The sequence below is a fragment of the Sorangium sp. So ce176 genome (assembly GCF_051519835.1).
Taxonomy (GTDB): domain Bacteria; phylum Myxococcota_A; class Polyangia; order Polyangiales; family Polyangiaceae; genus Sorangium; species Sorangium cellulosum_G.
On the sequence record NZ_CP150371.1, the window covers coordinates 185217 to 211085 of the forward strand.

General features: G+C 72.8%; 12 protein-coding genes and 2 pseudogenes. 5 read left to right on the forward strand and 9 right to left on the reverse strand.

From position 1 onward, the window contains the following. Nucleotides 1-20: 20 nt before the first annotated feature. The 5 genes from WMF42_RS00725 to WMF42_RS00745 form a co-directional block, all read right to left on the reverse strand. The gene (locus tag WMF42_RS00725) at nt 21-2720 is read right to left on the reverse strand and encodes a type VI secretion system Vgr family protein (RefSeq protein WP_437689769.1); all 2700 of its coding nucleotides are present in this window, start codon (nt 2718-2720) and stop codon (nt 21-23) included. Beyond that, on the reverse strand, nt 2717-4177 hold the full coding sequence (locus WMF42_RS00730) for a type VI secretion system Vgr family protein (RefSeq protein WP_061611989.1): 1461 nt from the start codon (nt 4175-4177) through the stop codon (nt 2717-2719). Before WMF42_RS00730 ends, WMF42_RS00725 begins: the two co-directional genes overlap by 4 nt. A 168-nt stretch (nt 4178-4345) precedes the next feature. Continuing rightward, the gene (locus WMF42_RS00735) at nt 4346-5884 is read right to left on the reverse strand and encodes a DUF2169 family type VI secretion system accessory protein (RefSeq protein ID WP_437689770.1); all 1539 of its coding nucleotides are present in this window, start codon (nt 5882-5884) and stop codon (nt 4346-4348) included. Between the two features lie 237 nt (nt 5885-6121). Beyond that, on the reverse strand, nt 6122-10186 hold the full coding sequence (locus WMF42_RS00740; protein WP_437689771.1) for a DUF3344 domain-containing protein: 4065 nt from the start codon (nt 10184-10186) through the stop codon (nt 6122-6124). Between the two features lie 41 nt (nt 10187-10227). After that, nucleotides 10228-11937 carry an OmpA family protein gene (locus tag WMF42_RS00745; RefSeq protein ID WP_437694456.1) on the reverse strand — a complete coding sequence of 570 codons (1710 nt, stop codon included), beginning with the start codon at nt 11935-11937 and terminating at the stop codon, nt 10228-10230. Between the two features lie 670 nt (nt 11938-12607). Between WMF42_RS00745 and WMF42_RS00750 the strand changes: the two genes are divergently transcribed. Together WMF42_RS00750 and WMF42_RS00755 are read left to right on the forward strand one after the other, a co-directional pair. Further along, nucleotides 12608-13402, forward strand: coding sequence for a DUF6585 family protein (locus tag WMF42_RS00750; RefSeq protein ID WP_061607448.1), 795 nt, complete (start codon nt 12608-12610; stop codon nt 13400-13402). Between the two features lie 567 nt (nt 13403-13969). After that, on the forward strand, nt 13970-14140 hold the full coding sequence (locus tag WMF42_RS00755; protein WP_155798265.1) for a hypothetical protein: 171 nt from the start codon (nt 13970-13972) through the stop codon (nt 14138-14140). 14 nt (nt 14141-14154) lie between these two features. Here the strand turns inward: WMF42_RS00755 and WMF42_RS00760 are convergent, their stop codons facing one another. From WMF42_RS00760 to WMF42_RS00770, 3 genes are all read right to left on the reverse strand, one after another. Next, the gene (locus tag WMF42_RS00760) at nt 14155-15528 is read right to left on the reverse strand and encodes a hypothetical protein (protein ID WP_437689772.1); all 1374 of its coding nucleotides are present in this window, start codon (nt 15526-15528) and stop codon (nt 14155-14157) included. Between the two features lie 224 nt (nt 15529-15752). Beyond that, nucleotides 15753-18089, reverse strand: a complete 2337-nt coding sequence (gene metG, locus WMF42_RS00765; RefSeq protein ID WP_437689773.1) for a methionine--tRNA ligase — start codon at nt 18087-18089, stop codon at nt 15753-15755. 24 nt (nt 18090-18113) lie between these two features. Then, nucleotides 18114-18404 (reverse strand): hypothetical protein, encoded by a 291-nt coding sequence (locus WMF42_RS00770; RefSeq protein WP_437689774.1) that lies wholly within the window; start codon nt 18402-18404, stop codon nt 18114-18116. Nucleotides 18405-18896: 492 nt separating this feature from the next. On the opposite strand from WMF42_RS00770, the gene WMF42_RS00775 reads away from it, so the two are divergent. Continuing rightward, nucleotides 18897-21572, forward strand: coding sequence for an ATP-binding protein (locus tag WMF42_RS00775; RefSeq protein WP_437689775.1), 2676 nt, complete (start codon nt 18897-18899; stop codon nt 21570-21572). 24 nt (nt 21573-21596) lie between these two features. Here WMF42_RS00775 and WMF42_RS00780 read toward each other — a convergent pair whose 3' ends face one another. Continuing rightward, nucleotides 21597-23021 (reverse strand): M20 family metallopeptidase, encoded by a 1425-nt coding sequence (locus WMF42_RS00780; RefSeq protein ID WP_437689776.1) that lies wholly within the window; start codon nt 23019-23021, stop codon nt 21597-21599. A gap of 410 nt (nt 23022-23431) precedes the next feature. Here WMF42_RS00780 and WMF42_RS00785 point away from each other — a divergent pair. After that, nucleotides 23432-25288, forward strand: a pseudogene (locus tag WMF42_RS00785) (hybrid sensor histidine kinase/response regulator); the annotation flags it as partial. A gap of 147 nt (nt 25289-25435) precedes the next feature. Further along, nucleotides 25436-25834, forward strand: a pseudogene (locus WMF42_RS00790) (GNAT family N-acetyltransferase); the annotation flags it as partial. Nucleotides 25835-25869: the final 35 nt, after the last annotated feature.

Consider the following 25869-nt stretch of genomic DNA (forward strand, 5'->3'; position numbering starts at 1 on the left):
TCGCGCGCCGCGCGCGCTCCTCAGAAGAACTGCAGCTGCTGCCCCCGGATCAGGGCTCCCGCGGCGTCGACCGTTACCTGGTTGCCGCCGAACTTCAGGGTGGAGATCGCGCTCGGGGCGCTCAGCTCCAGGACGGCGGTCCCCGACTTGGCCACGACGCCGGTCGCGTCGAGCTTGAGGCTGCTGGTGCCGCAGGCGAGCTCGATCGCGGCGGGCTCGATCTTGATCGTCGCGCCGGCCGCCCCGCCGCAGCGCAGCAGGATCTGGGTCGGCTCGATGATCAGCTCGGCGTCGTTCACCGGGTTCGCGTGCGCGAGCTTGTGGACCAGGTACGACCCGACGAGCGCCCCGAGCGTCGCGATGCCCCACGTCATCCCCGTGAGCCCGCCGCCCTTGTCGAGGTCGTCCTTGCCCGCGGCCGCGCCGCCCGCGCCGAACACCGCGCCCGCGGCGCCCGCCGCGACAGCGGCCACCCACGGCTTCGCGGCCTCGATCGCCGGCTTGTCGGTGGTCCGCACGCGCAGGTGCACCTTGGAGCGCGCCTTGATGTCCTGCTCGTCGGCCGTGGTGAGCTTCTTCGTGCTGCCGAACTCGAGCACCGGCCCGTACGCGATGTTGCACGTCATCCCGGCCGTGATCCCTGTGTTGAGCCCGAGGAAGACGTTGCCGTTCACGCCCGCCGCGATGTTGTAGCTCCCGCCGAGGCTCATCCCGAAGTTGATGCCTGTGAAGAAGCTCGAGTTGTCGCCGTACGTGAGGTTGACCGACGAGACGTGGCTGCGCTGGGTCTTGCGCCAGCCCTGCCAGTCGTTGCTGAACGTCATCGAGTAGAAGTCGGCGTCGTACATGCCGAACGTCCGGCTGGGGATCACGAGCCGGTAGTTCCCGAGGACGACGTCGGTGCGGTTGCCCACGGTGACCGACTGGTGATCGCCCTGGGTCACGACCGTGCGGTTGCCGTCCGTGTGATCGTAGATCCCGTCGCTCGCGGCCCAGCCGAAGTGCGCGGCGCTCCCCTTGTCGCGGTCCGCGGAGCTGATGTCGTAGCCGGTATCGAGGCTCGACCACGTCCAGCCGCCGTCGCCGAACCCGTCCGCCGGATCTAGCCGCGCGGACTCGGTGAACGTGCCGGCCGACGCTGTCGCGCGCTCGCCGTACCGCAGGTAGCTGTACTTCCCGTCGCTGTGCGGGACCGCGATGCGGATCCAGTCCTCCGCGGCGCTCGCTGTCGTCGTGATGTCGTCCTGGCCGAGCTGCTGCTCCAGCGGCAGCGCGCCGTCGGCGCCGGCCCGCGAGGCCGGCGCGCCGTCGGCGCCTCGGGCGCGCGGGCGCCCGGAGCCGCCGCCCATCTCGACCATGGCCCCGTTCGGCATCCGGATGCGGCCGCGCCCCTCGTCCGCGCTCGTCACCACGCGGCTCTTCGCGTTGGGCACGACCCCGGTGATCACCGGCCGCTCGGGGTCGCCGCCGACGCCGGTCCACAGCACCTCGGCGCCCTTGCGCAGCGTGAAGTGCATGCCCTCGTCGGCGCCGCCGTAGGGCGTCGCCAGGCGCATCGGCACCGAGGCCTGCGCCTCGGCCGCGCCGCTCAGGTCGAACGGCATCACAACGCGGTAGCGGCCCTCGGCGTCGACCGCCGCGGTGCCCTCCGGGCCGCGCGCGTCGACGTGCGCGACCATCGCGCCCTCGAGGCGCGGCCTCGGCGTGGCGCGCGGCGGGCGATAGCGCGTCGAGGCCGGGATGGCCTCGAACTCGCAGGCGTAGCGCGGCCCGTCGCCCGCCTCTGCGCGGTGCACGGCGCGCGTCACCAGGTAATCGCGGTTCCAGTCGGCCCGGAAGTGGCCGGAGAGCCCGAGGCGCGCGCCCGCGGCGAGCGGCGCGCCGATCGCGCCGTCGTACACGGCCGCCCGGCAGCGCAGCTCCTCGGCGCGCGCGGCGGCGAGCGCGGCGCCCTCCTCGGGCGTCGCGAACGGGCCGCCCTCGTCGATGAGCAGCCCGAAGCCGCGGCCGTCGACCTCGGCCTCGGCCTGGAGCGGCACCTCCGGCGTGCGCTCGTTGTAGTCGAGCAGCACGACAGCGCGCGGCGACAGCCGGCGCCGGCAGCGCAGCGCGCGCACCTGGGCGGCCTCCCCCTCGCCCATGGAGGCCTCGACCGCGCCCCGGAAGCCGCCCGGGTGGTCGCAGAGGACGAGCCGCTCGGCCCCGCCCCGCGGCTCGATGAAGTAGCTGATGCCCGCCTGCTCGAGCTGCCGCGAGACGAAGTCGAGCGCGCTCTCCTGGTACTGCACGGCGTGCTCGCGCGGCGGGTACGCCCCCTCGAGCCGCCGCTCCACCTCGATCGCGAGGCCGCTCTCGGCGATCACCGCCTCCACCAGGTCGGGCACGCTGAGCCGCTGGTAGATCCGCGTCTGCCGCGCGAGGCCGAGCAGCGCGAGGCGCGGCACGAGCGCGACCCGGTAGGCGTACCGGCCGGCGCCGAGCGCGCCGCCTTGCTCCACCTCGACAACGACCCCCGGGATCGCGCGGCCGGCGAGGTCGAGCTCGCCGGCCGCGCCGGCGATGTCGTCGAGCGGCAGCGCGGGATCGGGCGACGCCAGATCGATCTCGAAGCGGTACGGGCGCGACAGCGCCTCCTCGCCGCGGAGCCCCAGCACGGTGAACCCTCCGGCCGGGGCGGCCTCGGAGCGGAAGTGGATCCCGACCGTCGTGGGCTTCGTCATTGCTTCTCCGAGATCTCGAGCATGGCGCCCGAGGCCATGGCGATGCGGCTCTGGTTGGCGTTGCGCGCCGCCACGGGCGAGGGCGCGAGCGGGTGGAACATGGCCCCGAGGATCACCGGGCGATCCGGGTCGCCGTTGGCGAACCCCACGAGGACCTCGGTGCCCGGGCGCAGGGGGAAGTGCATCCCGTGCCCCATGCCGCTGAAGGGCTGCGCCATCCGGACCGGGCGCGAGGCCTTCTGCTCGCCCGGCTGCGCCGTGTCGAAATGGAGCTGGACCGTGTAGCGCCCCTCGGCGTCGAGCTGCGCGATCCCGTTCGTCTTCCCCCCGGGCCCCGGCTGCACGATCCCGGTCACCACGCCGGAGATGCGCGGCCTCGGCGTCCGGCGCGGCGGCCGGTAGGCGACGTGGGCCGGGATCGCGCGGAAGGCGTTCCTGTAATAGGGGCTCTGCTCGCCGGTGTCCTTGAACACGGGGAAGCGCGCCTCGTGCTCCACCTCGACGAGGAGCAGCTCCTCGGGGCCCGGGAGGCGCGGGTGTTCGATCAGCGTCACGCGCCGCCCGGCGGACAGCGCCGCGCGGCTGGCCTTGCCCTCGTACACGCGTTGCCGCGAGAGCCGCTCCTCGGCCCGGATCTGCGCGAGCCTCCGGGCCTCCTCGGGCGTCTTGACGTGGCTGCCGTACTCGACGACGCCGCCGCCGTCGCCCGACTCCAGGCCGGTGTAGGCCGTCAGGTCGAGCTGCGGAGCGCGGTAGTTGTAGTCCTGCACGACGTAGTTGGTGGGCACCAGATCGGTCGTCACCTCGAGGGCGAAGACGCCCGCGGCCTCGCCGCGGGCGCGGAAAGGCACCGTCGCCGCGCCCGCGGCGGGGCGGAAGCCGGACGGATGGTCGGTGAAGACAAGCCTGTCGCGGCCGTCCTCGTGCTCGAAGAAGAAGCTGATCCCGACGTGCTCGGCCAGGCGGCTGATGAACGCGAGGTCGCTCTCGCCGTACTGCACGACGAACTCGCGCTCCGGGTAGCTCTCGAGCAGCCGCAGCTCGATGTCCTCCGTGCCGAGGCCGTGCCGCTCGAGCTTGCTCCGGAGGATGTCCGGAACGCTGCGGTCCATGAAGATCTCCTGCGTCTCGACGAGGGTGAGCCGGAACGCGCGCGGCACGAGGCGCAGGCGACAGGTGGAGCGCTCGGCCAGCGGATCGAGGCGGTCCCGGATGGGTCCGAGCATGCCCGAGACGCGGCGGATCTCCTCGCCGTCGGACTCGAAGACGAGGCTGACCTCGGCGCCGGGCGCGGCGTCGGCCGGGAGCTCGTGGCCCTCGTCGATCACGATGTCGATATCGAACGAGAAGAGCTGCGAGATCGCCTCTCGCCCGGAGAGCTCGCGGACCTGGACGTTGTCCCACGACCCCCGCTCCGACTCGATGCGAACGCTCAGCGTCCCCGAGGCTTCCGTCATCGCTCGTCCTCCGCTCCACTGCAGGTCGGGCCCGGAGGGCCGATCCGGTACAAGCGCCGCGCAGGCGGCGGTGTGGGTTGGAGCCGAGGGCGCGGGGTCAACCTCCGCATCCGCGAGGGGCTCCTGCTCTGCTGTGGTCCATTCCCGGTCCTCGCGCGCATCGGTGGGTCAGCTCCGCCTCTTGCCGGTGCCGTACAGCAGGGCCTTCACGTCGAGCTTCGCGGGGGGCTTCGGCGGCCCGGCGGACGCCCCGGGGGGCGGTGGCTCGGGAGGCGGCGTGGACCAGGTGAAGGCGCGCCCCGCGGCCGGCGGGGCGGGGGGCGGCGCGGCCGGCGGGGTGGGGGGCGGCGCGGCCGGTGGGGCGGGGGGCGGCGCGGCCGGTGGGGCGGGGGGCGGCGCGGCCGTGAAGGGGGTCGCCGGCAGGCTCGCTGCGAACTCGATGATCTCCTTCGGCAGAGGCACCGTCTCCGGCCTGCCGACCGGCGCCTCGAGCGGCGGCGGCGCGGGTTGCGCCAGCGGCGAGGCGCCCGCGGGCGCCGGTCGAAACGGCAGCATCGACGCGGCCGGCAGCAGCGCGACCGACCTGTCCGCGAGGTCGATCGTCCCGTCGAGCCTCGCCGTCTGGCTCGCCTCGGGGGACGTCGCGAGGGTCGACGCCAGGGCGTAGTCGTCCCCGTCGTCCGCGCCGGACCGGGGCGCGAGCCCCGGGACCGCCGCTCCGGCGCTGTGGATCGCGGCGCCCGGGGCCGGCCACGCGATCGGCTCGCCCGGGAGCTCGACGCCGGCCAGGATGCGCATCCGAGAGAGCGCGCCCTCGGCGGGCACGGGAAAGCTGCCGCGCCACGTCACCGTGCAGCGCTGCTCGTCGCCGTCGATGCGCAGCATGTCGGCGCTGAGCGGGAGCGCCTCGCGCTCATCCACGCCGAGGTCCGAGAGGCCGTGGATGCGCGCGAAGCCGCGCGCGTCGGGCAGGCGCATGCGTACGCGCGGGGCGCTCGGGTGCAGGCCGTCCATCACGATCCACTCGTCGCCGCGCAGGAGGGGCGTGCGCTGGTCGGGCGGCGCTGCCTGGAAGCACTCCCAGCAGAGATCGTCGGGGATCTCGGCGATCGCGCGCTCGAGCAGGGCGCGCGGGGCCGCGCCGAGGAGCCGCCTGCGGGCAGGCGTGGCCTGCGAGATCGGACCGAAGCCGGCCACGCGCTTCGCGTCGCGCGGATCGAGGATGTTCGGCTCGCCCTCCGCGTAGCCGATCCCGAAGGGGTTTCCCGGGAAGCCGGGCCCGCCGTAGGCGTGCTCGTGATCGACAGGGAGCCGCACGAAGCCGCCCCGCTTCCGGACCATCAGCGTCTTGTCCAGCAGCGTCCATCCGCTCGACGAGAAGAGCCCGAGCCGGACGGGCAACGCCTCGACAGGGCGGCCGTGCGGCGCATGCGCATGGCCGGTCCAGAGCACGTCGGCCTGAAGCAGGCGAGGGACCAGGTCGGTCGTGAACCGGACGCTCCGCGAGGGCAGGGCGCCGTGATGGATCTCCGCCCGGATGATCTCCTGCGGCGCGACGCGCGGCATCGCCGTGTCGCTGGCGAACGCGAAGGTGGCCTTCACGATCGCTGTCACCCGGAGCTCGCCCTTGAACCGCCAGCTCACGGCGGCGGCGGTCGCAGCTCCGAGGGGCGTCACGCTGGCACGCGGCGGGCTGCTCGTGGCCATGAGTCCACCCTCGATGAGACCCGCTCGCCGATGCCGCTGTCAACCCGTGGTGGTCGTGGGAGCGCGCCTCTTCGCGGCGCTCACGGCCGCCCTCTCGCGGAGGGCCGCTGTGACGAAGGATCGCGTCGGTGAGATGTTCGGTGCAGGAGGGGCGGGTGGGGCGCCCACGGCCGCTCGTGGGAGCGTCATCCCGCCAGCTCAGGCGGGGACGCGCGGCCGTGGGCTCGCTCTCGTCCGCTAGGCGCGGCGCCGACGGCGCAGCGCGAGGCCGGCGAGGGCGCCGAGCAGGGGCAGCAGCGCCCCCGCGCCCGGGCCGCTGCCGGCCGGCGTGGGCCGCGCGGCGCAGAGGCCGTTGCCCTCGGCGAAGATGCCGCTCGGGTCGTGGGGCTCCCCGGGACCGGGCTCGCAGGTGCCCGGCGAGCTGTCGGTCGAGGTGCACACATCGCCGGACGGGCAGCCGTTGCCGTCAGCGCCGCGGCAACCCTCCACGCACTGGTGCTCCTCGCAGATCATCCCGCTCGTCGGGCCGCCGCAGTCGATGTCCTGCCGGCAGGCCTGGGGCCGATCGTCGGCGGGATCGTTGGGATCGGTCTCGCCCTCGTCGATCGCGCCGTTGTGGTTGGCGTCCTCGTCGCCGTCGCTCACGCCACCGTTGTCCGTGTCCGGATCGAGCGGGTTCGTTGTCGTCGTGGGATCCGCATCCGGGATGCAGGTCTCCGCCGCCGCGTCGGTCGCCGCGTTGTCGCAGGGCAGGCCGAGCTCGGTGCCGTCGAACAGCCCGTCGCCGTCGCTGTCGGGGTCGAGCGCGTTGATGAGCCCGTCGCCGTCGTGATCGTCGCTGAAGTTCGGCTCCTCGCCGTCGATCACGCCGTCGTCGTCGCTGTCGGCGTCGTTCGGATCGGTGCCGAGGTGCTCCTCGAGGTCGTCGCTCAGCCCGTCGCCGTCGGTGTCCGCCGGCGGCACGTCGTCCTCGCCGTTGTTCGGATCGGTCTCGCCCGCGTCGATGGCGCCGTCGAGGTTGAAATCCTCCTGGCCGTCGGGCACGCCGCCGTCGTCGGTGTCCGCGTCGAGCGGGTTGGTCTTCGTCGCCCCCTCGTCCGCGTCGGCGCGGCAGTGGCCCGCGTCCGCGTTGGTGGCCTCGTTGTCGCAGGGCAGGCCGAGCTCGGTGCCGTCGAACAGCCCGTCGTTGTCGCTGTCCACGTCGAGCGCGTTGATGAGCCCGTCCCCGTCGGTGTCCTCGCCGGGGCTCGGCTCGTGCCCGTCGAGCACGCCGTCGTCGTCGCTGTCGGCGTCGTCCGGATCGGTCCCGATCATCTCCTCGACCGCGTCGGGCAGCCCGTCGCCGTCGCGATCGTCCCCCACCGCGTCGTCATCGCCGTTGTTGGGATCGGTCTCGCCCTCGTCGATGGCGCCGTTGTGGTTCGCGTCCTCCGCGCCGTCGGGCACGCCGCCGTCGTCCGTGTCCGGATCGAGCGGGTGCGTTGTCGTCGTGGGATCCGCATCCGCGATGCAGGTCTCCGCCGCCGCGTCGGTCGCGGCGTTGTCGCAGGGCAGGCCGAGCTCGGTGCCGTCGAACAGCCCGTCGCCGTCGCTGTCGGGGTCGAGCGCGTTGATGAGCCCGTCGCCGTCGTGGTCGTCGCTGAAGTTCGGCTCGTGCCCGTCGAGCACGCCGTCGTCGTCGCTGTCGGCGTCGTTCGGGTCGGTGCCGATCGTCTCCTCGAGGTCGTCGCTCAGCCCGTCGCCGTCGGTGTCCACCGGCGGCACGTCGTCCTCGCCGTTGTTCGGATCGGTCTCGCCCGCGTCGATGGCGCCGTCGAGGTTGGAGTCCTCCTGGCCGTCGGGCACGCCGCCGTCGTCGGTGTCCGGGTCGATCGGTGAGGTCTTTGTCGCCCCTCCGTCCGCGTCGGCGCGGCAGTGGCCCGCGGTGACGTCGGTCGCGGCGTTGTCGCAGGGCAGGCCGAGCTCGGTGCCGTCGAACAGCCCGTCGTTGTCGCTGTCCACGTCGAGCACGTTGATGAGCCCGTCGCCGTCGGTGTCGTCGGCGGGGTTCGGCTCCTGGCCGTCGAGCACGCCGTCGTCGTCGCTGTCGGCGTCGAGCGGATCGCTCCCGATCGTCTCCTCGAGGTCGTCGCTCAGCCCGTCGCCGTCGGTGTCCACCGGCGGCACGTCGTCCGCGCCGTCGTTCGGATCGGTCTCGCCCTCGTCGACGACGCCGTCGAGGTCGAAGTCCTCGTGCCCGTCGGGCACGCCGCCGTCGTCGCTGTCGGCGTCGAGCGGATCGGTCTTTGTCGCCCCCTCGTCCCCGTCGGCGCGGCAGTGGCCCGCGGCGGCGTTGGTGGCCGGGTTGTCGCAGGGCAGGCCGAGCTCGGTGCCGTCATAGAGCCCGTCGTTGTCGCTGTCGGGGTCGAGCGCGTTGATGAGGCCATCGCCGTCGGTGTCCTCGTCGAAGCGCGGCTCCTCGCCGTCGGGCACGCCGTCGTCGTCGCTGTCCGCGTCGTTCGGGTCGGTGCCGGCGGCGATCTCGGTGGGATCGTCGATCCCGTCCTCGTCCGAGTCGCAACCGTTGCCGATCACGCCGTCGCAGTCGTTGTCGATCGCGTCGCCGCAGACCTCGGCCCCCGAGGGCTCGCACACGCAGGTGTTGGCGTCGGCGTCGCAGGTCGGCGACAGCGGCCCGCAGTGCGCGTCGGTGAGGCACTCGACGCACGTAAAGGGCGGCGCCGCCGTGTCGCAGTACGCCGTCGGCGCGGCGCAGTCCGCGTTCGTCTCGCACTCGTCGACGGACACCTCGGTCGGCGGCACGCCGCCCTCCGGGCCGTTGCCGTCGGTCGGCGTGTCCTCGGCCGGCGCGCCCTGCTGCCCGGCGGCGTGGACGATCGCCTGGTTGGCGATGAGGCCCGAGACGCCGGCGTCGACCCTCACCTGGAAGGTGATCGCCGTCGTCGCGCCGGAGGCGAGCGTGCCCCCCGCCGTCCCGTTCGCGCCAGCGCCGAGCCGCACGCGGATCGTGCGCGACGCGGCGTCGAACTCGCCCTGGTCGTCGCCGACCGCGTCCGTCTTCGCGCCCGTGTTGGCGCCGGCCGTGATCGAGAGCGAGCCCGGCACGTACGTCACGCCCGCGGGCAGCGGATCGGTGAGCACGGTGTTGATCGAGGCGTCGTTGCCGCTGTTGGCGACCTGGATCGTGTACTGGAGCACGTCGCCCGGGCGCAGCCGCCCGCCGTTCACGTCGGTCACCGTCTTCGTGGAGGACGTGAAGTCCGGCCTGAAGGTCGAGATCGACGTGATGAACCCGGCGAGGAAGTACAGATCGTTGTTGCTCGACGCCTGGATGGGCGCCGAGGTCTGCCCAGGGGTCACCTTGGTCGTGATGTCGAGGACGTCGATGTCCATGCCGGCCATGCTCCCCGCGCTTCCGGCGAGCTGCGGCAGGTCCCCGACGTTCGACACCGGCATGTTGAGGTAGGACCGCGTGCCGTTGAAGAAGTTGTCGGCCGGGCTCAGATCGTTGCCGAGCGCCGGCGGCCCGTTGAAGAAGAACTGATCTCCACCGAAGGCCACGTCGCCCTCGAACGCGACGATGCCGAGCTTCGCGTCGTAGCCCGCGTTCGGCACCACGAACCCCGACAGGGTGGCGCTCTGGGTCGATCCGCTGGCCACCGTGTCGAGCCCGTCGAAGAGCGCGAGGTTGCGCGGCGGCGACGAGGCGAGCTCGTAGAACACGACGAGCCACCACCCGGCGAAGTGGTTGTCGAAGTTGTTGTTCGTGAAGGTCGCCGTGTCGACGCCGCTCACCCGGTACGCGCCGGAGCCCCGCGCCTGCACGACGGCGGTGATGTCCGCGACCGACTGGTAGTAGACGCGCCCCGAGCTGGTCTTCTCGATGCTGTCGATGGCGGTCACCTCCTCGGAGAAGCCGCTCGCGCCGGGCCGCTCCAGGGTGACGGCCTCGTCCGCGCTCCCGCTGGTGCCGAGGTGCGCGCCCCAGTACAGGTACGCGTGGGTGACCCTGGCGCCGGCCGGCACCTCTAGCACCGCGGTGGTGCGCGCCTGCGCCGCGGTGATGTTGGCGTTCGCCTCCGCCCCGCCCTCCGCGGGCGAGTCGGCGCGCCAGAAGATGTCGGGCGCGCTGTCGCCGGTGTTGCTCCCGCAGGGGCCGATGTCGCCCAGCACGGGCGACTCGATGTCATCCCTGCCGCACTCGTGGCCGAGCGTGTTCCCGATGAGGAGGAAATCGCCCCGCTGATCGACCTGCACGCGCAGCGCGGGCTCGGCGTGCGCGGCGCGGCCCTGCCCGCCCACGCAAGCGAGCCCGACAAGACTACCTATGACCCAACGTCTCTTCACGGCGCCTCCTGCTGCTGCTTCGGCTTCTTCTCGATGATCTTGAACTGCACGCGGCGGTTCTTCTGGCGTCCCTCGTCGGTGTCGTTCTCCGCGATCGGGACGTCAGGCCCGTAGCCCTTCGACGCGAGCCGCTCGGCCTCGACGCCGCGCTGGACCAGCGCCTTCGTGACCGACTCGGCCCTCGCCTGGCTGAGCCGGACATTGTACGCGCGTCCGCCGCGCGGATCGGTGTGCCCCTGCACCTCGATCTTGGTGATCTCCGGGTGCTCCTTCAGCACACCCGCGACCTCATCGAGGAGCTCGTCGCTCGCCTTCTTGATGGTCGCCTTGCCGGTGTCGAACTGCACCTGCTGGAGGATGACGATCTCCTGCTCGGTCACGCGCACAGCGACGGGGCAGCCGTTCTTGCCCGGATCCGGATCGGGCTTGCCCTTCTCGTCGGGGCAGGCGTCCTTGTCGTCGCGCACCGTGTCGCCGTCGCGATCGCCGGGGCAGCCGTTCGTCGCCGGATCCGAGGTGCGGAGACCGGGGATATCGGGGCAGGCGTCCTCCGCGTCGATCACGCCGTCGCCGTCCCTGTCCGGCGGCGGCGGGCAGCCGTGCTTCTTCGGGTCCTCGTTGCTCGGGCCGGCCTCGTCCGGGCACGCGTCGACGTCGTCGGTGATGCCGTCCTTGTCGCGGTCCCCTGGCGGCGGGCAGCCGTGCTTCTTCGGGTCGTCGTTCGCGATGCCGGGCGTGTCCGGGCACGCGTCGATGCGGTCGAGGATGCCGTCCTCGTCGCGATCGGAGGGCGGGCAGCCGTTCTTCTTCGGGTCGGCGTCGCTCACGCCGGGCGTCTCCGGGCAGGCGTCCTGCTCGTTGGGGATGCCGTCCTTGTCGCGGTCGGGGTCCACGCGCCGGACCTCGGGCGAGTACGCGAGCATCGCGACAGCGCGGAAGTCCGGGGTGCCGATGCCCGAGGTGAACCCAGGGCCGGCGGCGACGCCGATCTCGAAGTCGCGCACCGCGGGCGCGAAGCGGTAGCGCACGCCGAGCAGCGCCTCGACGTTCGTGTTGCGCGCGTCCGGGTCCTCCAGCACCGTCGACACGGTCACCTCGGGCCCGATCTGGAGCTGCTCCTCGGGCAGCAGCAGCAGGCCGACGCCCGCGCCGCCGTTGAACATCAGCCCCTGCCGCACCTGCGCGAACGTCTGCGCGGGGCGCAGGTCGACGCCGGCCGCGACCGACCACGTGAGGTGCGGGACCCTGCCGCCGGCGATGATCTGGGGCATGCCGCGCACCGTCCCCTCGCCCACGTACGAGCCGCGCTCGCCGTTGCCGGTCGGCAGCCACATGGTGCCGCCGATGGCGAGCTGGAACGGGTCGAAGTACTCGCCCAGCAGCCGCAGCCGCAGCCCGAGCCGGAGGTCGCCGATCTCCGCGCCGCTCGGCGACGGGAACGAGAGCCCCTCCGCCGTCGGGTTTCCGCCCTGCTGCAGCACGGCGAGCGGCACGTCGACGTTGACGTGGAGGCGGTCCCAGAGCGTGAGCGAGCCGTTCAGGTGCAGGAAGAGCTGGTGCTCCACGATCGAGTCGATCGGCTCAGCCTGCCCCTGGCGCGTGAGCACGAGCGGGTTGTGCGCGTAGTCGCCGAGCAGCATCAGGTGGAGCGTCGGGCTGCCGTCCTGCCTGGGCGAGGCCGCATAGGGCGACGGCACGCCAAACATCCGATCGCCGGCGGGCGCTGGGCTGAATCGGTCAAGGGCAAGGCCGCGCTCCGCGTCCGCCTCCTGAGCGGACGCTGGCGCGGCCCACGCCGCCGCGGCTAGCGCGGCGGCGCCGCAGATCCATCGAGGGGGAGAATGGGCTCTCATGCGCAGGATCACCTTCAAGAGTGCATTGGGGCGAGCGGCCGTGGACTGCTCCGGCGCGCAGGCGAGTTGTGGGAAACGCCGCTTCCTCCAGCGGAGGAACGGCACGCTGCCTCGAATCGCAGGCGGTCTTATAGGACGTCGCTGGATGCCGCCGGTGGACTTTTCGAACCGCGGTCGACCGAAATCCAGGCGGCCTCGGCAGGCGGCTCGCGCTGCGATCCGGACTTCGCAGCGCCGCCCATGCAAGCCGTGTGCACGCACGCGCGCGGCGTCGGCGCCGGCGCGCGCAGTGATTTCGCGCTTCAGGGCGGCTCGGCGGCGGGTCGACTGAGGTCTGCAGACATCAGCGTTGCGGTCCAGGAGCATCGGGCGACTCCTGGGTCGCCCGCGCGAGCGAGCTCCCTCGCGCAGCCAGCCGCGCTGGGAGCGCCGCGGCGCGACGGTGACGCGATCGAGGAGATGCCGCGGTGGCGCGCCCGCGCAGAACTCGCGGCCGCGGCCGGGCCTGTGCTACGGCCTCTCTGTGCAGCCGCACCCCTTCCGCCAGCCGGCGGAGCGCCCGACGGCGCCTCCCGAGGATCAGCGCCTCGGCGACCTCCGCTCCGTTCACGCGCAGCGCCGGAACTTCGCGCTGTTCCAGGTCGCGCGGGGCGCGCTGCTCCTCGTGTTCACGAGCGTGATCGGCGCCGTCATCGCCGGCTGGCAGGGCTTCTTCCTGTCGTTGCCGTTCGGGCTCGCGGGCTTCGCCGTGCTCGCGTCGGCTGCGCTGCGCCACCGCGGGCTGCGGATCGAGCTGTACGACCACGGCGTCGTCGTCGCTCGCCGGGAGGGGCGCGAGGTCGTGGTGTTCGACGACGTGGACGAGGTGTGGTTCGACCTCGACCGGAGCGCGACGCCGTTCGGGAGCTTCGTGTTCCTCCGCGGCCTCCGCCTCGTGGAGCACTCCGGCGCGCAGCGCTCCGTGCCTGTCGAGGTCACGGACGGCCAGGAGGTGGCCCGCCGGATACTCCTGTGCTGCTCTCATCCCCTGATGGACGACGCGCGGCGCGCGATCAAGGACGGCGAGGTCCTGACGTTCGGTCCGGTGCGCCTCGACGGGCAGGGGATCGCGATCCGCGAGCACCACGTGGCCTGGAGCGCTCTCTCCCTCGTGCGCTTGCAGTCGGGCCGAGTCGCCTTCTTCCGGGGCCAGACAGTGTTTCCCTGGCAGACGGTGAGCCTCGATCGCGTCCCGCACCCGACGGTGTTCGCCAGGCTGGTCACCGAGCGCGCGCCGCGCGTCGAGCGCGACGACGTCTGGGCGGCCTGGACCGGGTGAGGCGCGCCGCGCGCGCGCCGGTGCCTTCCCCCGTCTGCGTCGTCTCCCTGCCGGAGGCTCGCGAGCAAGGAGCCGTGGGAGCGCGCGAGGCCCTCAACGTCCTCGGCCCCGCGCGCCTGCCGATCTGCTTCGAGCCGGGCAGGCGCAGCGCCGCCGCGGGCTGACGGACAGTCGCGCAGCTTTGCCGCGTTGACGCGCGCCTGCAGGTCCTCGTGCGTCGCCTGCGACGAGGCGCGTGCCAGCTCGTGTGTCCGTGCCAGCGTGCCAGCACGTTTTCGCGTGATCCCGGCCATTCCCCGCGCCGCCGTCCCGAAATCCTGCGCCCGGAACAACGAATGACGAATTCGTGGGCGCCACTGTCGGGCGCGACGGCCGGCGAATACCGCTTCAGCAGCGTGCGCCAGCGCATGCACGCAGCCGTCGCGCGGAGCCTGAGTCCTTGAGGATTGAGCATGGATCACCCGGAGACGCCGCCCAAGCGCGTGTCGATCGCCAAGCGCCTGCGGCGTGCCCATGGGATGAAGGTGCGAGCGCTGCCCCTGCAGCCGCCCAGGACCCTCGTGGTCCTTGGCTATCTCGCGCTGCACATTCACGGTGGTGCTCACCGGGATCGCCGGGCTCCTGTTCCTCCGGGAGTCGATCGGCCCGGCGCAGAGCCTCGGCATGGCCATCATCCTGTCGGCCATCGTCCTCATCAACCTGTCGAACCGGAGCCCCCGGGCCGGCGCGCCGGGGTAGCGAGCGACACCGCGCTAAGGCTGCTGCTGCTTCTTCTTCCACTTCTTCTTGGGGCGCGGCGGCAGCTTCATCTTCTTCGGGTCCTTGGGCGCCCACGGCACGCGCGTGTCGACCGGCAGGATGTCCTCGTGCGGCAGGGCGCGCTCGCCCTCGCGCTTCACCACGAAGGACGCCGAGACCACGTTGACCCTGTGCGCCCCGACATCGGACAGATCGCCCCCGGCGCGGAGGCCGACGGGGATGCAGAAGGCCCTCTTCCGCTCTTCCGCGTCCATGTCGGCCGCCGGCGGCGGCCCGTCGCCGCCCCCGCCGCGCAGCTCGCCGAGCTGGCTCGGGTTCTCCACGGTCTGCTGCAGCTTCTCGAGCACCTCCTCGGCGCACACGAGCTCCGCCGTGGGCTTCTTCTTGCTGCCGGAGGGATATTGCACCTTGGACTGGACCTTGACGGTCACGGTCACCGGCGCCCGGTCCGACCCCATCTGAAGCGCGCTGCCGGCGAGCGCGCCCTTCGCCTCGCCCACGATGCGCTCCCACGTGGGGCCGTCGCCGGCCGTCGCGCTCACCAGCCGGACGCCGAGGACCTGGCCGTCGGCGCCGAGCTTGACCTCGAACGTCGCGCGGGCGTCGAGGGGCGCGGCCGAGGAGCGCACCGTGCTCGCCAGCGTGCTCGCCACCACGCCGGCGGCCGGGACGCTGATGCCCACGCTCTTGTCCTTGCTGTGCAGCGTGCCGCTCAGGACCTTGCCCGCGATGGCCGGATCCACGGGGCGAGGGAGCGGGGCGGCCGTCGGGGCGGCCCGCGGCGCGTCGGGCGCGGGGAGCGCGCCGGGCACGGTCCAGAGCGGCGCCCCGAGCCCGGGCGCGAGCGCGATGCCCCCGCCCGCCGCCGGGGGCGGCCCGCCGTACTCGTCGCCGGGGGGCGCGGGCGGCGCGGGGCCGGGCGCCGCGGCGGCAGGGGCCTCGGCCGCGGGGGCGGGAGCTTCGGCGGCAGGGGCCTCGGCGGCAGGGGCCTCGGCCGCGGGGGCAGGGGACTCGGCCGGGGGCGGGGGCGCCTCGGGGGCGGCCGGCGCGGGCCTCGCGCGCTCGACGGAGGCCACCTTGGCGGCCGCTGCGCCGGGCGCGGGCGCCTGGGTCTTTTCGACCGGGGCGGCCTTGCCGAGCTCGCCCGCCTGCTCGGGCTCGCTCGCGCCGGGCGCGGCTCCGGCCGGCAGCGCCGCGGCGCGGGGGGCGGGCTCCTCGAGCTCGACATCGATGCCATCCACGAGCGCGGGTGGCCCGGCAGGCGGCTCGGGGAGCCGCTCGCGCGTCGGCGCGGCGAAGAGCGCGAGGTGCGCCGCGATCGCCATGGCCAGGGCCATGGCATCGCGTCCCCTGAGCGAGATGCTCACCGCCTCCTCAAGCCAAGGCGACTGCGCATCGAAGATTTCTAGCACGCCCCCGGCCACGCGCGCCGCCGGACCCGGGAGGGCCGTCGTCCACCCCGCGTAGAGCACGATCGCGACGCCGCGACCTGCGTCAGGTCAGCCCGTGCGACGGAGTACAGCGGAGACCGTGCTCGTGGCGCTTGTCTGTCGTGCGCGCGTGATGCCGTGGATGTGAACGGGGCGCGGCGTCAGAGGACGGGGGTGCCCGGCGCGGCGTCCTCGACCGTGATGGTGCGGACGCGCCCTTCGACCTCGGCGGTCAGCAACATGCCCTCGGACACGAGCCCTTTGCCGAAGTCGCGCGGCAGCAGGTTGCAGATGACGACGACCCGCTTGCCGACCAGCTCTTCCGGGGCGTAGCTGGCGGCGATCCCCGAGATGATGCGCCGGGGCGCGCCGTCGCCTGTGTCGACCCGCAGATCGAGCAGCCGGTCCTTCTTCTTCACGCGCTCGGCGCTCGTGACAAGGCCGATCCGGAGGTCCAGCTTGGCGAAGTCGTCGAACGCCACGGGCGCCTTGCTCTGGTGCGCCGGAGGGGCGGGCGCTCCGGCGCCGCCCGCCGCCCCGGGGGCGGCGGTTGCGGCGGGAGCGGCGTTTGCGGCCTTGGCCTCGGCGGCGGGCTTCGCGCCGGCGTCGGGCTGCGGCGGGGCGGCGTCGGCCGGGGGCGGGGCGAACCGGGCGAGCAGCTCGGCCTCTTTCGCCTTCTCGAGGCGCGGGAAGATGGGCGAGCCCCGGCGGAGCTTCTCGCCGGGCTTGCGGACAGGAGGGTTGAACGGCCACTGATCGTGCCCCACCGCGGGCGCGATCGGCGGCAGCCCGAGCTGATCGCGCATCCTGTCGGCCACGACCGGCAGCACGGGGGAGATCATCACGCTGATCGCCTCGAGCTGCTCGATCAATGTCGCGATGATCGTGGCGAGGCGCCGCGGGTCCGTCTTCTTGGCCGCCCACGGAGCGGCCTTGTCGACGTAGAGGTTCGCCGCGCCGATCGCCGTCCAGATCGCGTCGAGCGCGCGCGTCGGCTGGTTCGCGTCGAACGCGGCGATCGCGGCCGACGAGGCCTGTCGCTGCGCGCTGGCGAGCTCCGCCTCGAGCGGGCCGGGCTCCCCCTTCTCGGGGACCTCCTCGGCGAACGGCAGCACCCGGTTCAGCAGGTTGCCGAGCGCGTTGCCGAGCTCCGAGGCGTACCGCGCCAGGACGTCCTGGAGGCCGAAGTCGCCGTCCTGACCGAAGGAGATCGCGCGCATGAGGCAATAGCGCACCACGTCCACCCCGACGGGCGGCGCGCCAGCGGCCGCAGCCGGGCCGCCGGGCAGGGCCGCCGCGGCCGCCTCGGAGATCGCGTCCGCCACCTCGACGGGGCTGATCGTGTTGCGAAGCGTCTTCGACATCTTCTGGCCGCTGTAGGTGAGGAACCCGTGGGCGAAGACCTGCCGCGGGAGCTCCGCCTCGCTGTAGCCGGCGGAGAGCAGGAACGCGGGCCAGTAGACGGCGTGGAAGCGGAGGATGTCCTTGCCCACGAGGTGAACGTCCGCGGGCCAGAAGCGCGTGTTGTCCTCGGGCTCGCCGAGGGCGGTCATGTAGTTCGCCAGCGCGTCGAACCAGACGTACATGACGTGCTTCGGGTCATCGGGGACGGGGATTCCCCACTGGAACGTGGTGCGGGAGACGGAGAGATCCTGGAGCCCCTCGCGCACGAAGCTCGTCACCTCGTTGAGGCGGCTGACAGGCTGCACGAAGGTGGGGTTGCGCTTGTAAAAGTCGAGCAGCGCGTCTGCGTAGCTGGAGAGGCGGAAGAAATAGCTCTCTTCCTTGACGGTCTCGGCGGGCTTGTTGTGCAGCGGGCAGATGTTGCCGGGCTGCTGGAGATCCTTCTCGGTATAGTAGGCCTCGCATCCGACGCAGTAGAGCCCCTCGTAATGGCCGAGGTAGATGTCCCCGCGCGCCTGGATGCGGCGCCAGAGCTCCTGCACGCCCTTCTTGTGGCGGGGCTCGCTCGTGCGGATGAAGTCGTCCGGAGCGCAGCCGAGCTTCGGCCACGTGGCGCGGAAGGCGGCGGCGATCTCGTCCGCGTGGGCGCCCGGGGAGATGCCGCGCGCCTCGGCGGCGCGCTGGATCTTGAGGCCGTGCTCGTCCGTGCCGGTGAGCATGCGGCTCTCGTGGCCGCGCAGCCGGTGGTAGCGGCAGAGCACGTCGGCGGCGATCGTCGTGTAGGCGGTGCCGAGGTGCGGCACGTCGTTGATGTAGTAGATGGGCGTCGTGACGTAGAAGCGGCTCGCCATGGGGACGCGGTCATACCATGGGGGGGTGGCGCGCGGGGCGCAGCGGCCCGCCGGCGCCGCCTCCTCGCTCCCATCGCCCCCACCGCCGCCGCTTCCGCCTCCCCCCGGCCCGCCGGCGCCCATCGGGCACGTCCCGCGCGACCCGGGCTTCGCCGGGACATGGAGCCGGGCATTGAAGCCGCTCCCGCAGTCGCTGTCCGTATCGCAGCCCGTCCCAGGCCGCGAGCGCTCGTGGAGCAGCATGGCGGACGCCTTGCGCGCCTCCGGTCAGCAGCGTGCCGCCCGGAAGCAGCGATGTGCGAAGTCCCATGATGCTCGACCCGCCCGGCGATCGGCACGGCCTCGCGGCGACGACGTTGCGGACGCCAGACCGTAGCCGCGCGCGAGCGCCGTGCCCCCGTCCACCGTGACCAGCCCCGATCCGGAGAACCCGGCCATCGCCGCGGCGTCGATGCGGCGCTCCAGCTCGTCGTGGAGGTCGTCCGGCGCGTCCGGCGTACCGGAGCTCGATCCGCAGGCGGGGTTCAGGACAAGCAGCGCGGCAAGGGCAACTACCATCGACAGAGAATCTCGTCTTGTACGGGATGTCATGGGGCACCCACGCTGCCAGACGAGGTGGCGAGATCGAGCGACGGATGACCAGGCAGGGGTTTTGCCCGACGAGCGGCGGGTTCTCCGGTACGAGCCGCGGGGGCGTTGAAATCTCTCTCCTCTCGCGAGGCAGGAGGTCGCGATAGAGCTCCAGGATCCCTCCGAGGTCTCCAGCCTGCGCTGCGCGGAGGATCCCGTCCGCGATCACGGAGGTCCCCGATCCGGCCGACCCCACCCGGCTGGTCCCTGCAGCGCGGCGCCGCCCGCCTCACATCGCGCCCGGCGCCGCGGCTTCGGCAGGTTGCGCGCGAGCCGCCCGGTGCGGTACCATGGCCAATGGATCCCAGGTCCGCCCGCGGCCCTCCGCGGCGCCGGACTGCACGGGGGCGTCCTGGGGCGGCTGGCCAGGAACGTCGCGCTGGCCTTCACGTCAAGATCCGCTCGCGTCGTGGCTTGCTTATGTCGGACTTGAAAACGCGAAAGCGCACTCCGCCGAACCTGAGGGAGTCCCAGAAAGAGCAGCTCTTACGCTACATCGTCTCGACGTTCCCTTACAGCATCTGGTGGAAGGACCGCGACTGCGTTTACATCGGCACGAACGAGCTGAACGCCCGCGGCGCGGGGCTGAGCCGCCCCGATGACATCATCGGCCTCACCGACCACGACCTGCCCTGGACGGCGGAGGAGGCGGAGCACTACATCCGCGTCGACAAGGCCGTCATGGCCTCGGGCGAGCCGCTGCTGAACATCGAGGAGACGCAGCGCCAGGCCGACGGCAGCCATCGGTACCTGCTCACGTGCAAGGTGCCGCTCAAGGACGAGGACGGCGAGGTGTTCGGCATCCTCGGCGCCTGGACCGACATCACCGACCGCAAGCTCACCGAGATCGCGCTCGAGCGCGCCAAGGACGAGGCGGAGCGCGCCAACCGCGCCAAGAGCGACTTCCTCGCCACGGTGAGCCACGAGCTGCGCACGCCCCTCACCCTCATCCTGTCCCCCCTCGAGCGCCTCCTCGAGGCGCAGCACGGCGCCCTGCCGCGCGAGGTGCGCGGCGAGCTCGAGCTCATCCGCCGCAACACGGCGCGCCTCCTCAACGTCGTGAGCGACCTCCTCCACTTCTCCAAGGCCGAGGCGGCGCGGATGGAGGTCGACTGGGAGCCCGTCGATATTAACCGGTTCACTTCACAGATGCTCGACGACATCCGGCCGAGCGCGGCGGGCCGGGGCCGCACCCTGGCCATGACCGGCGACGCGCTCGGCGTCGTCTCGCTGGATCGCTACAAATACGAGCGCATCCTGCTCAACCTCATCAGCAATGCGCTGAAGTTCTCCCACCCCGGGGGGCACATCGAGGTCGCGCTGCGCGCGCTCGACGACGCCTCGTTCGAGCTCTGCGTGCGCGACGAGGGCATCGGCATCTCCGGGGACGACCTCGGCAAGCTGTTCTCGAAGTTCACCCAGGTCGACGGCTCGGTGAAGCGGCGGTACGAGGGCACGGGGCTCGGGCTCTCGCTGGTCAAGCAGTTCGCCGAGCTCATGTGCGGCGCTGTCTCGATCGAGAGCGAGCTCGGCGAGGGCACGGCCGTCCGCGTGCGCCTGCCGCGGTCGGCCCCGGGCGCCGCGCAGGAGCACGCGGCGGGCGCGGGAGGCCCCGCGGAGCGCCCCGCCGGCCCGGACCTGACCTGCGCGCCCAGCACGGCGCAGACGCGGCGCTGGCTCAGCTCGCTGCCGCCCTCGGAGGCCTCGCCCGACGGCCCCGCGCCCGAGCAGCCCGAGCCCGACGCGGGCGACCGGGGCGCCGGGGCGCTGCCGAGCCGCCCGCCCGGGCCGCCGAGCGCCGCGCCGCCGCCCGTGCGCCCGGACAGGCCGCTGCTGCTCCTCGTCGACGACAACCCCGACATGCGGCAGTTCATGCGCTCGCTGCTCGCCCCGGGCTACCGCCTGATGGAGGCGGCGAACGGCCTCGAGGCGCAGCGGCTGATCGAGCGGTCCCCGCCGCACGTCATCGTGTCGGACGTGATGATGCCGCAGATGTCGGGCATCGAGCTCACCGCCTGGCTGAAGGGCCACCCCGTGCTGCGCCACATCCCGATCGTCCTCGTCACCGCCCGCGCCGACGACGAGGCGGTCGCGTCGGGGCTCGACGGGGGCGCCGACGAGTACCTGGTAAAGCCGTTCTCCCCGAGGGAGCTCCTCGCGCGCGTGCGATCGATGGTGCGGCTCTACGACTCGTACCGGCAGCTCGGCGCGGAGCAGGCCGAGATCGCGCGCCACTCGGGGATGGCCCAGGTCGCCATGGACGTCCTCCACAGCGCGGGCAACACGCTGAACAGCGCCGGGATCGCCGTCGACCTGGCGCGCGATCGGGTGGCGCGGTCGCGGCTCCCGCGCCTGAAGCGGGCGCTCGTCGAGCTCGTGGGGGGCGACGCGGGCGCCGCCGATCCGACCGACGCGTCGCGCGGCGAGAGCCTGCGCCGGTACGTCGAGCTGGCGCTCGTCGCCGTGGAGCAGGAGCAGCAGGAGACGGCGGACGACCTCGGGCGCATGCGCGCGCAGCTCGACGTCCTCCGCGACGCCCTCCGCGCGCAGGAGAGGTATGCGTACAGGAACGCGTACCGCACCGAGCGGCTCTCCGTGAACGAGGTCATCCACGAATCGCTGCGCGCGCACGGCCCGGCGCTCGTGAACGCGCGCGCCGCCGTCCGGCTCGATCTGCGGCCGGTCGACGACGTCGTGGCGAACCGCCACGACCTCCTGACGATCCTCTACAACCTGCTCGACAACGCGCGCGCCGCGGTCGACGGCGGCCCGCGCGAGCCCTGGATCGCGATCTCGACCTGGCAGGACGGGGCAGGGGTGTGCTGCGCCGTGGAGGACAACGGGCCCGGCGTCCCCGATACCGCGCGGGTGCAGGTGTTCCAGTACGGGTTCACGACGAAGGAGGGCGCGAGCGGTATCGGCCTGCATTTCTCCGCGAACCGGATGAAGACCTTCGGCGGATCCATCCGGATCGAGGAAGGGCGCGAGCGCGGGGCCCGGGTCGTCCTCGCGTTCGCGGCAGCGCCGGCCGCGGCAGGCCTCGACGGGCCAGGCCCGGCCGCGGCGCCCCTCGACGGGGAAGCCCCCGCCCGCTGAGCGCGCCGCGGCGCGCGGCCTCGCTCAGCGCGCCCGCGCTGCGTGGTCCGCGATCACGCTGGCCACGCAGCAGGTCAGCCTCTTCCCCATCCCGAGGTGCAGGAACTCGTTCGGCCCGTGCGCGTTCGACTGCGGCCCGAGCACGCCGGTGATGAGGAACTGCGCCTCCGGGAACTTCTGCCCCAGCATCGCCATGAACGGGATCGTCCCGCCCTCGCCGATCCCCATCGCCGGCCGGCCGAAGAACGCCTGCGAGGCCTTGTTCGCCGCCTCCTGCAGCCACGGCGCCGTCGGGGGCGCGTCCCACCCGGGCGACGGCTCGCTCACGTGGAAGCGGACCTCCGCGCCGTACGGCGGGTCCTTCTCCAGCGCCTCCTTCAGGGCCGCCGCCGCGGCCTTCGGGTCGACGCGCGGCGGGATGCGCATCGACAGCTTCGCCCTCGTGAACGGCCGCAGCACGTTGCCCGCGCTCGCGATGGGCGGGAGGCCCTCGGCGCCGGTCACCGAGAGCGCGGGCCGCCACGTCCGGTTCAGCAGGAGCTCGGCCACGTCGCCCGTCACCGGGCCCGCGCCCTGCGCCCACGGCAGCTCGCTCACGACCGTCGTCCCGAGCACCTCGGCGGCCGCCCGCGCCTGCGCCACGCGCTCCTTCGGGATGTCCACGTGCAGCGCGTCCACGAGGACGCGCCCCGTGCGCTCGTCCTCGATGCGCGACAGGAGCTGCCGCAGGATCCGGAAGCTCGACGGCACCACGCCGCTGCCCACGCCCGAGTGCACGCCCTCGCGCAGGATGCTCACCTCGAGCGTGCCCTGGAGCAGCCCGCGCAGCGACGTCGTGGTCCAGAGCTGGTCGTAGTTGCCGCAGCCCGAGTCGAGGCACACGACGAGGCTCGGCTTGCCGATGCGGCCCTCGAGCGCGTCGATGTAGGCCGGCAGGTCCGGGCTGCCGCTCTCCTCGCAGCCCTCGATGAGCACCACGCAGCGCGCGTGCGGGATCCCTTGCTCGTGCAGCAGGCGCAGGGCGGCGAGCGACGCGAACGCCGAGTAGCCGTCGTCGGCGCCGCCGCGGCCGTACAGCCGGTCGCCCTCCCGCACCGGCTCCCACGGGCCGAGCCCCTGGCGCCAGCCCACCATCTCGGGCTGCTTGTCGAGGTGCCCGTAGAGCAGCACCGTGTCATCGGTCCTGCCCGGCACCTCCATCAGGAGGACCGGCGTGCGGCTCCCGATGCGCACCACCTCCACCTTGAGCCCGGGGATCGGCTGCTCCTTGCTCCAGGCCTCGATGAGCGCCGCTGCCCTGTCCATGTGGCCGTTCTCGCGCCAGGCAGGGTCGAAGGCGGGCGACTTGTTGGGGATGCGGATGTACTCGTGCAGCGCGGGGACGATCTCCTTCTCCCAGCAGCGCTCGCAGGACGCGACGGCCTCGTTCTCGTTGAGCTTCGTCAGCATGATCCTCTCCAGGGGTTGAGCACGGCGGTGATCTCCGGGGCCGGACTCTACAGCGCTGGCCCCGCGGGCATACCCCGAAGGACAGGTTTGACACCGGATCCGCGCGGACGGAGGCGCGGCGCGCGACAGGGCGGCGGTCGGATCCAGCGTCGAGGCCGGGAAGGCTGGAAGATCGGACCAGGGATCGCGGTGCTCATCGCCCTCCTCTCTTCGTGGGGCCGCCTCCCCGGACTCCGAGCGAGCCGCGCGCCTCGCCGACCGCGCCGCCGCACCCCCGTGGCGGCCTCATGCGCTGGACGGGGCTCTCGTTCGGTGTTGAAGCGAAGCGAGCGCGAGGCCCGTGCCATACGGCCCACGATGATCCACGACCGCGCCGGGATCCACGCGCGTTCTGCGGTAAGCTCCGCCGCATGGATCCAGTCGAGCTAGGAGCCGACGTACATTTCCGCATGCTGATCGACGGCGTGAAGGATTACGCCATCTTCCTGCTCGACCCCGAGGGCCGCGTGAGCACGTGGAACGCCGGCGCGGAGCATATCAAGGGATATTCCGCGGAAGAGGTGATCGGCACGCACTTCTCGCGCTTCTATCCGGCCGAGGCGCTCGACCGCAAGTGGCCAGACATAGAGCTCGCCGAGGCGCGGCGCCTGGGACGCTTCGAGGACGAAGGCTGGCGCGTGCGCAAGGACGGCTCGATGTTCTGGGCGAACGTCACCATCACGGCGCTCCGCGACGCCCAGGGCGAGCTGCGCGGCTTCTCCAAGATCACGCGCGACCTCACCGAGCGCAAGCGCCAGGAGGAGTCGCTGCGGCAGAGCGAGGAGCGCTTCCGCACGCTGGTCGAGGGCGTGAAGGACTACGCCATCTTCATGCTCGACCCCGAGGGCCGCGTGAGCACGTGGAACGCCGGCGCGCAGAAGATCAAAGGGTACTCCGCGGAAGAGGTGATCGGCACGCACTTCTCGCGCTTCTATCCGGCGGACGCGATCGTGCGCGGGTGGCCAGAGAAGGTGCTCGCCGCCGCGCGGCGCGACGGCCGCTCCGAGGACGAAGGCTGGCGCGTGCGCAAGGACGGCTCGATGTTCTGGGCGAGCGTCGTCGTCACGGCCATTCGCGGCCCCCAGGGCGAGCTGCGCGGCTTCTCCAAGATCACGCGCGACCTCACCGAGCGCAAGCGCTTCGAGCAGATCGAGTCCAACGCGCGTCAGATGGAGGAGTTCGTGGCGATGCTGGCGCACGAGCTGCGCAACCCGCTGGCGTCGATATCCAACGCGACAATCGTCCTCACGAGCGAGAGCAAGGCCAGCTCCGAGGTCGCGTGGGCGGCCGGCGTGATGGAGCGGCAGGTCGGCCTGCTCGCGCGGCTCGTCGACGATCTTCTCGACGTGAGCCGCATCACGCGAGGCAAGATCGCCCTGGAGCGCAAGAGCGTGGACCTCACCGACATCGTGAAGCGCGCGGTCGAGGCGTCCCGGATCTGGATCGACGCCCGCGAGCAGGTCCTGGAGGTGCGGTTGCCCGAAGGGCCGCTCGCCATCGAAGGTGATCTGGCGCGGCTCACGCAGGTGGTGACCAACCTGCTGCACAACGCGGCGAAGTTCACGCCGGCGCGCGGCGCGATCCATGTCGCGCTCGAGGCGGACGACGCGCGCGCGACGCTCCGCGTCCGCGACAACGGCGTCGGTATCTCGCCCCGGCTGCTGCCGCAGGTGTTCGATCTGTTCACGCAGGGGGATCGCAGCCTCGATCGCGCGGAGGGCGGCCTCGGCATCGGCTTGACGATCGTGCGCCGGCTGATCGAGCTGCATGGCGGGACGGTCCGCGCGCTCAGCGAGGGCCCCGGTCGCGGCAGCGAGTTCGTCGTGCAGCTCCCTCGGACCGCGCGCCCCGTCGCGCAGCCTGCGCGGGGGGCGCCCGCGGAGCAGGGCGCGGACAGGCTGCGGGTCCTCGTCGTCGACGACAACCAGGACTCGGCCGAGAGCATGGCCATGCTGCTGCAGCGCATGGGCCACGAGGCGCATGCCGTGTTCGACGGTCCTTCGGCGCTCGATCTCGCGACGCGGCTGAAGCCGGATCTCGTGCTGCTCGACATCGGCATGCCCGGCATGTCAGGCCATGAGGTCGCGCGCGCGCTGCGGGGCACTCCAGGCCTCGCCGGGCTATCGCTGTTCGCGATGACCGGCTACGGCCAGGAGGCCGATCGGCGCTCGACGCAGGAGGCCGGGTTCGACGAGCACCTGGTCAAGCCCATCAGCGTGGACGTGCTGAGGCGGCGCGTGTCCAGCATCGCCGCTCGCGCCCGGGCGCAGCGCCACGAAGGAGGAGCCGTGGACGACCGCGAGCCGCCCGCGGACGTCGAGATCCGGCGGGCGAGCATCGCCTCTCCCGTCGCCCAGGCGCTGATCGAGGCGCTGAACGCGGAGCTATCGAGTCGTTATCCGGAGGAGGGCGCCAACCACTTCGCGCTGGAGGAAGGCGAGGTGGCGGAGGACCGCGGGGCGTTCCTCGTGGCGCGCGACGGGGATGGGCGGCCCCTCGGGTGCGGCGCCCTCCGCCGGCTCGACGCCCGGACGGCCGAGATCAAGCGGATGTACGTCGCGCCCGAGGCGCGAGGGCGCGGCGTCGCCCGCGCCGTGCTGGCCGCGCTGGAGGCGGAGGCGCGCCGCCTCGGCGTCACCCGCCTGGTGCTCGAGACAGGCGAGCGCCAGCCGGAGGCGCTGGCGCTGTATTCGCAGGCGGGCTTCCGCCGGACCCCTCCGTTCGGCGAGTACGTCGACTCCCCCCTGAGCGTCTGTCTGGAAAAGCTGCTCTGACATTCCGCGCGGCCACGTCGATGCAGGGGCGCCGG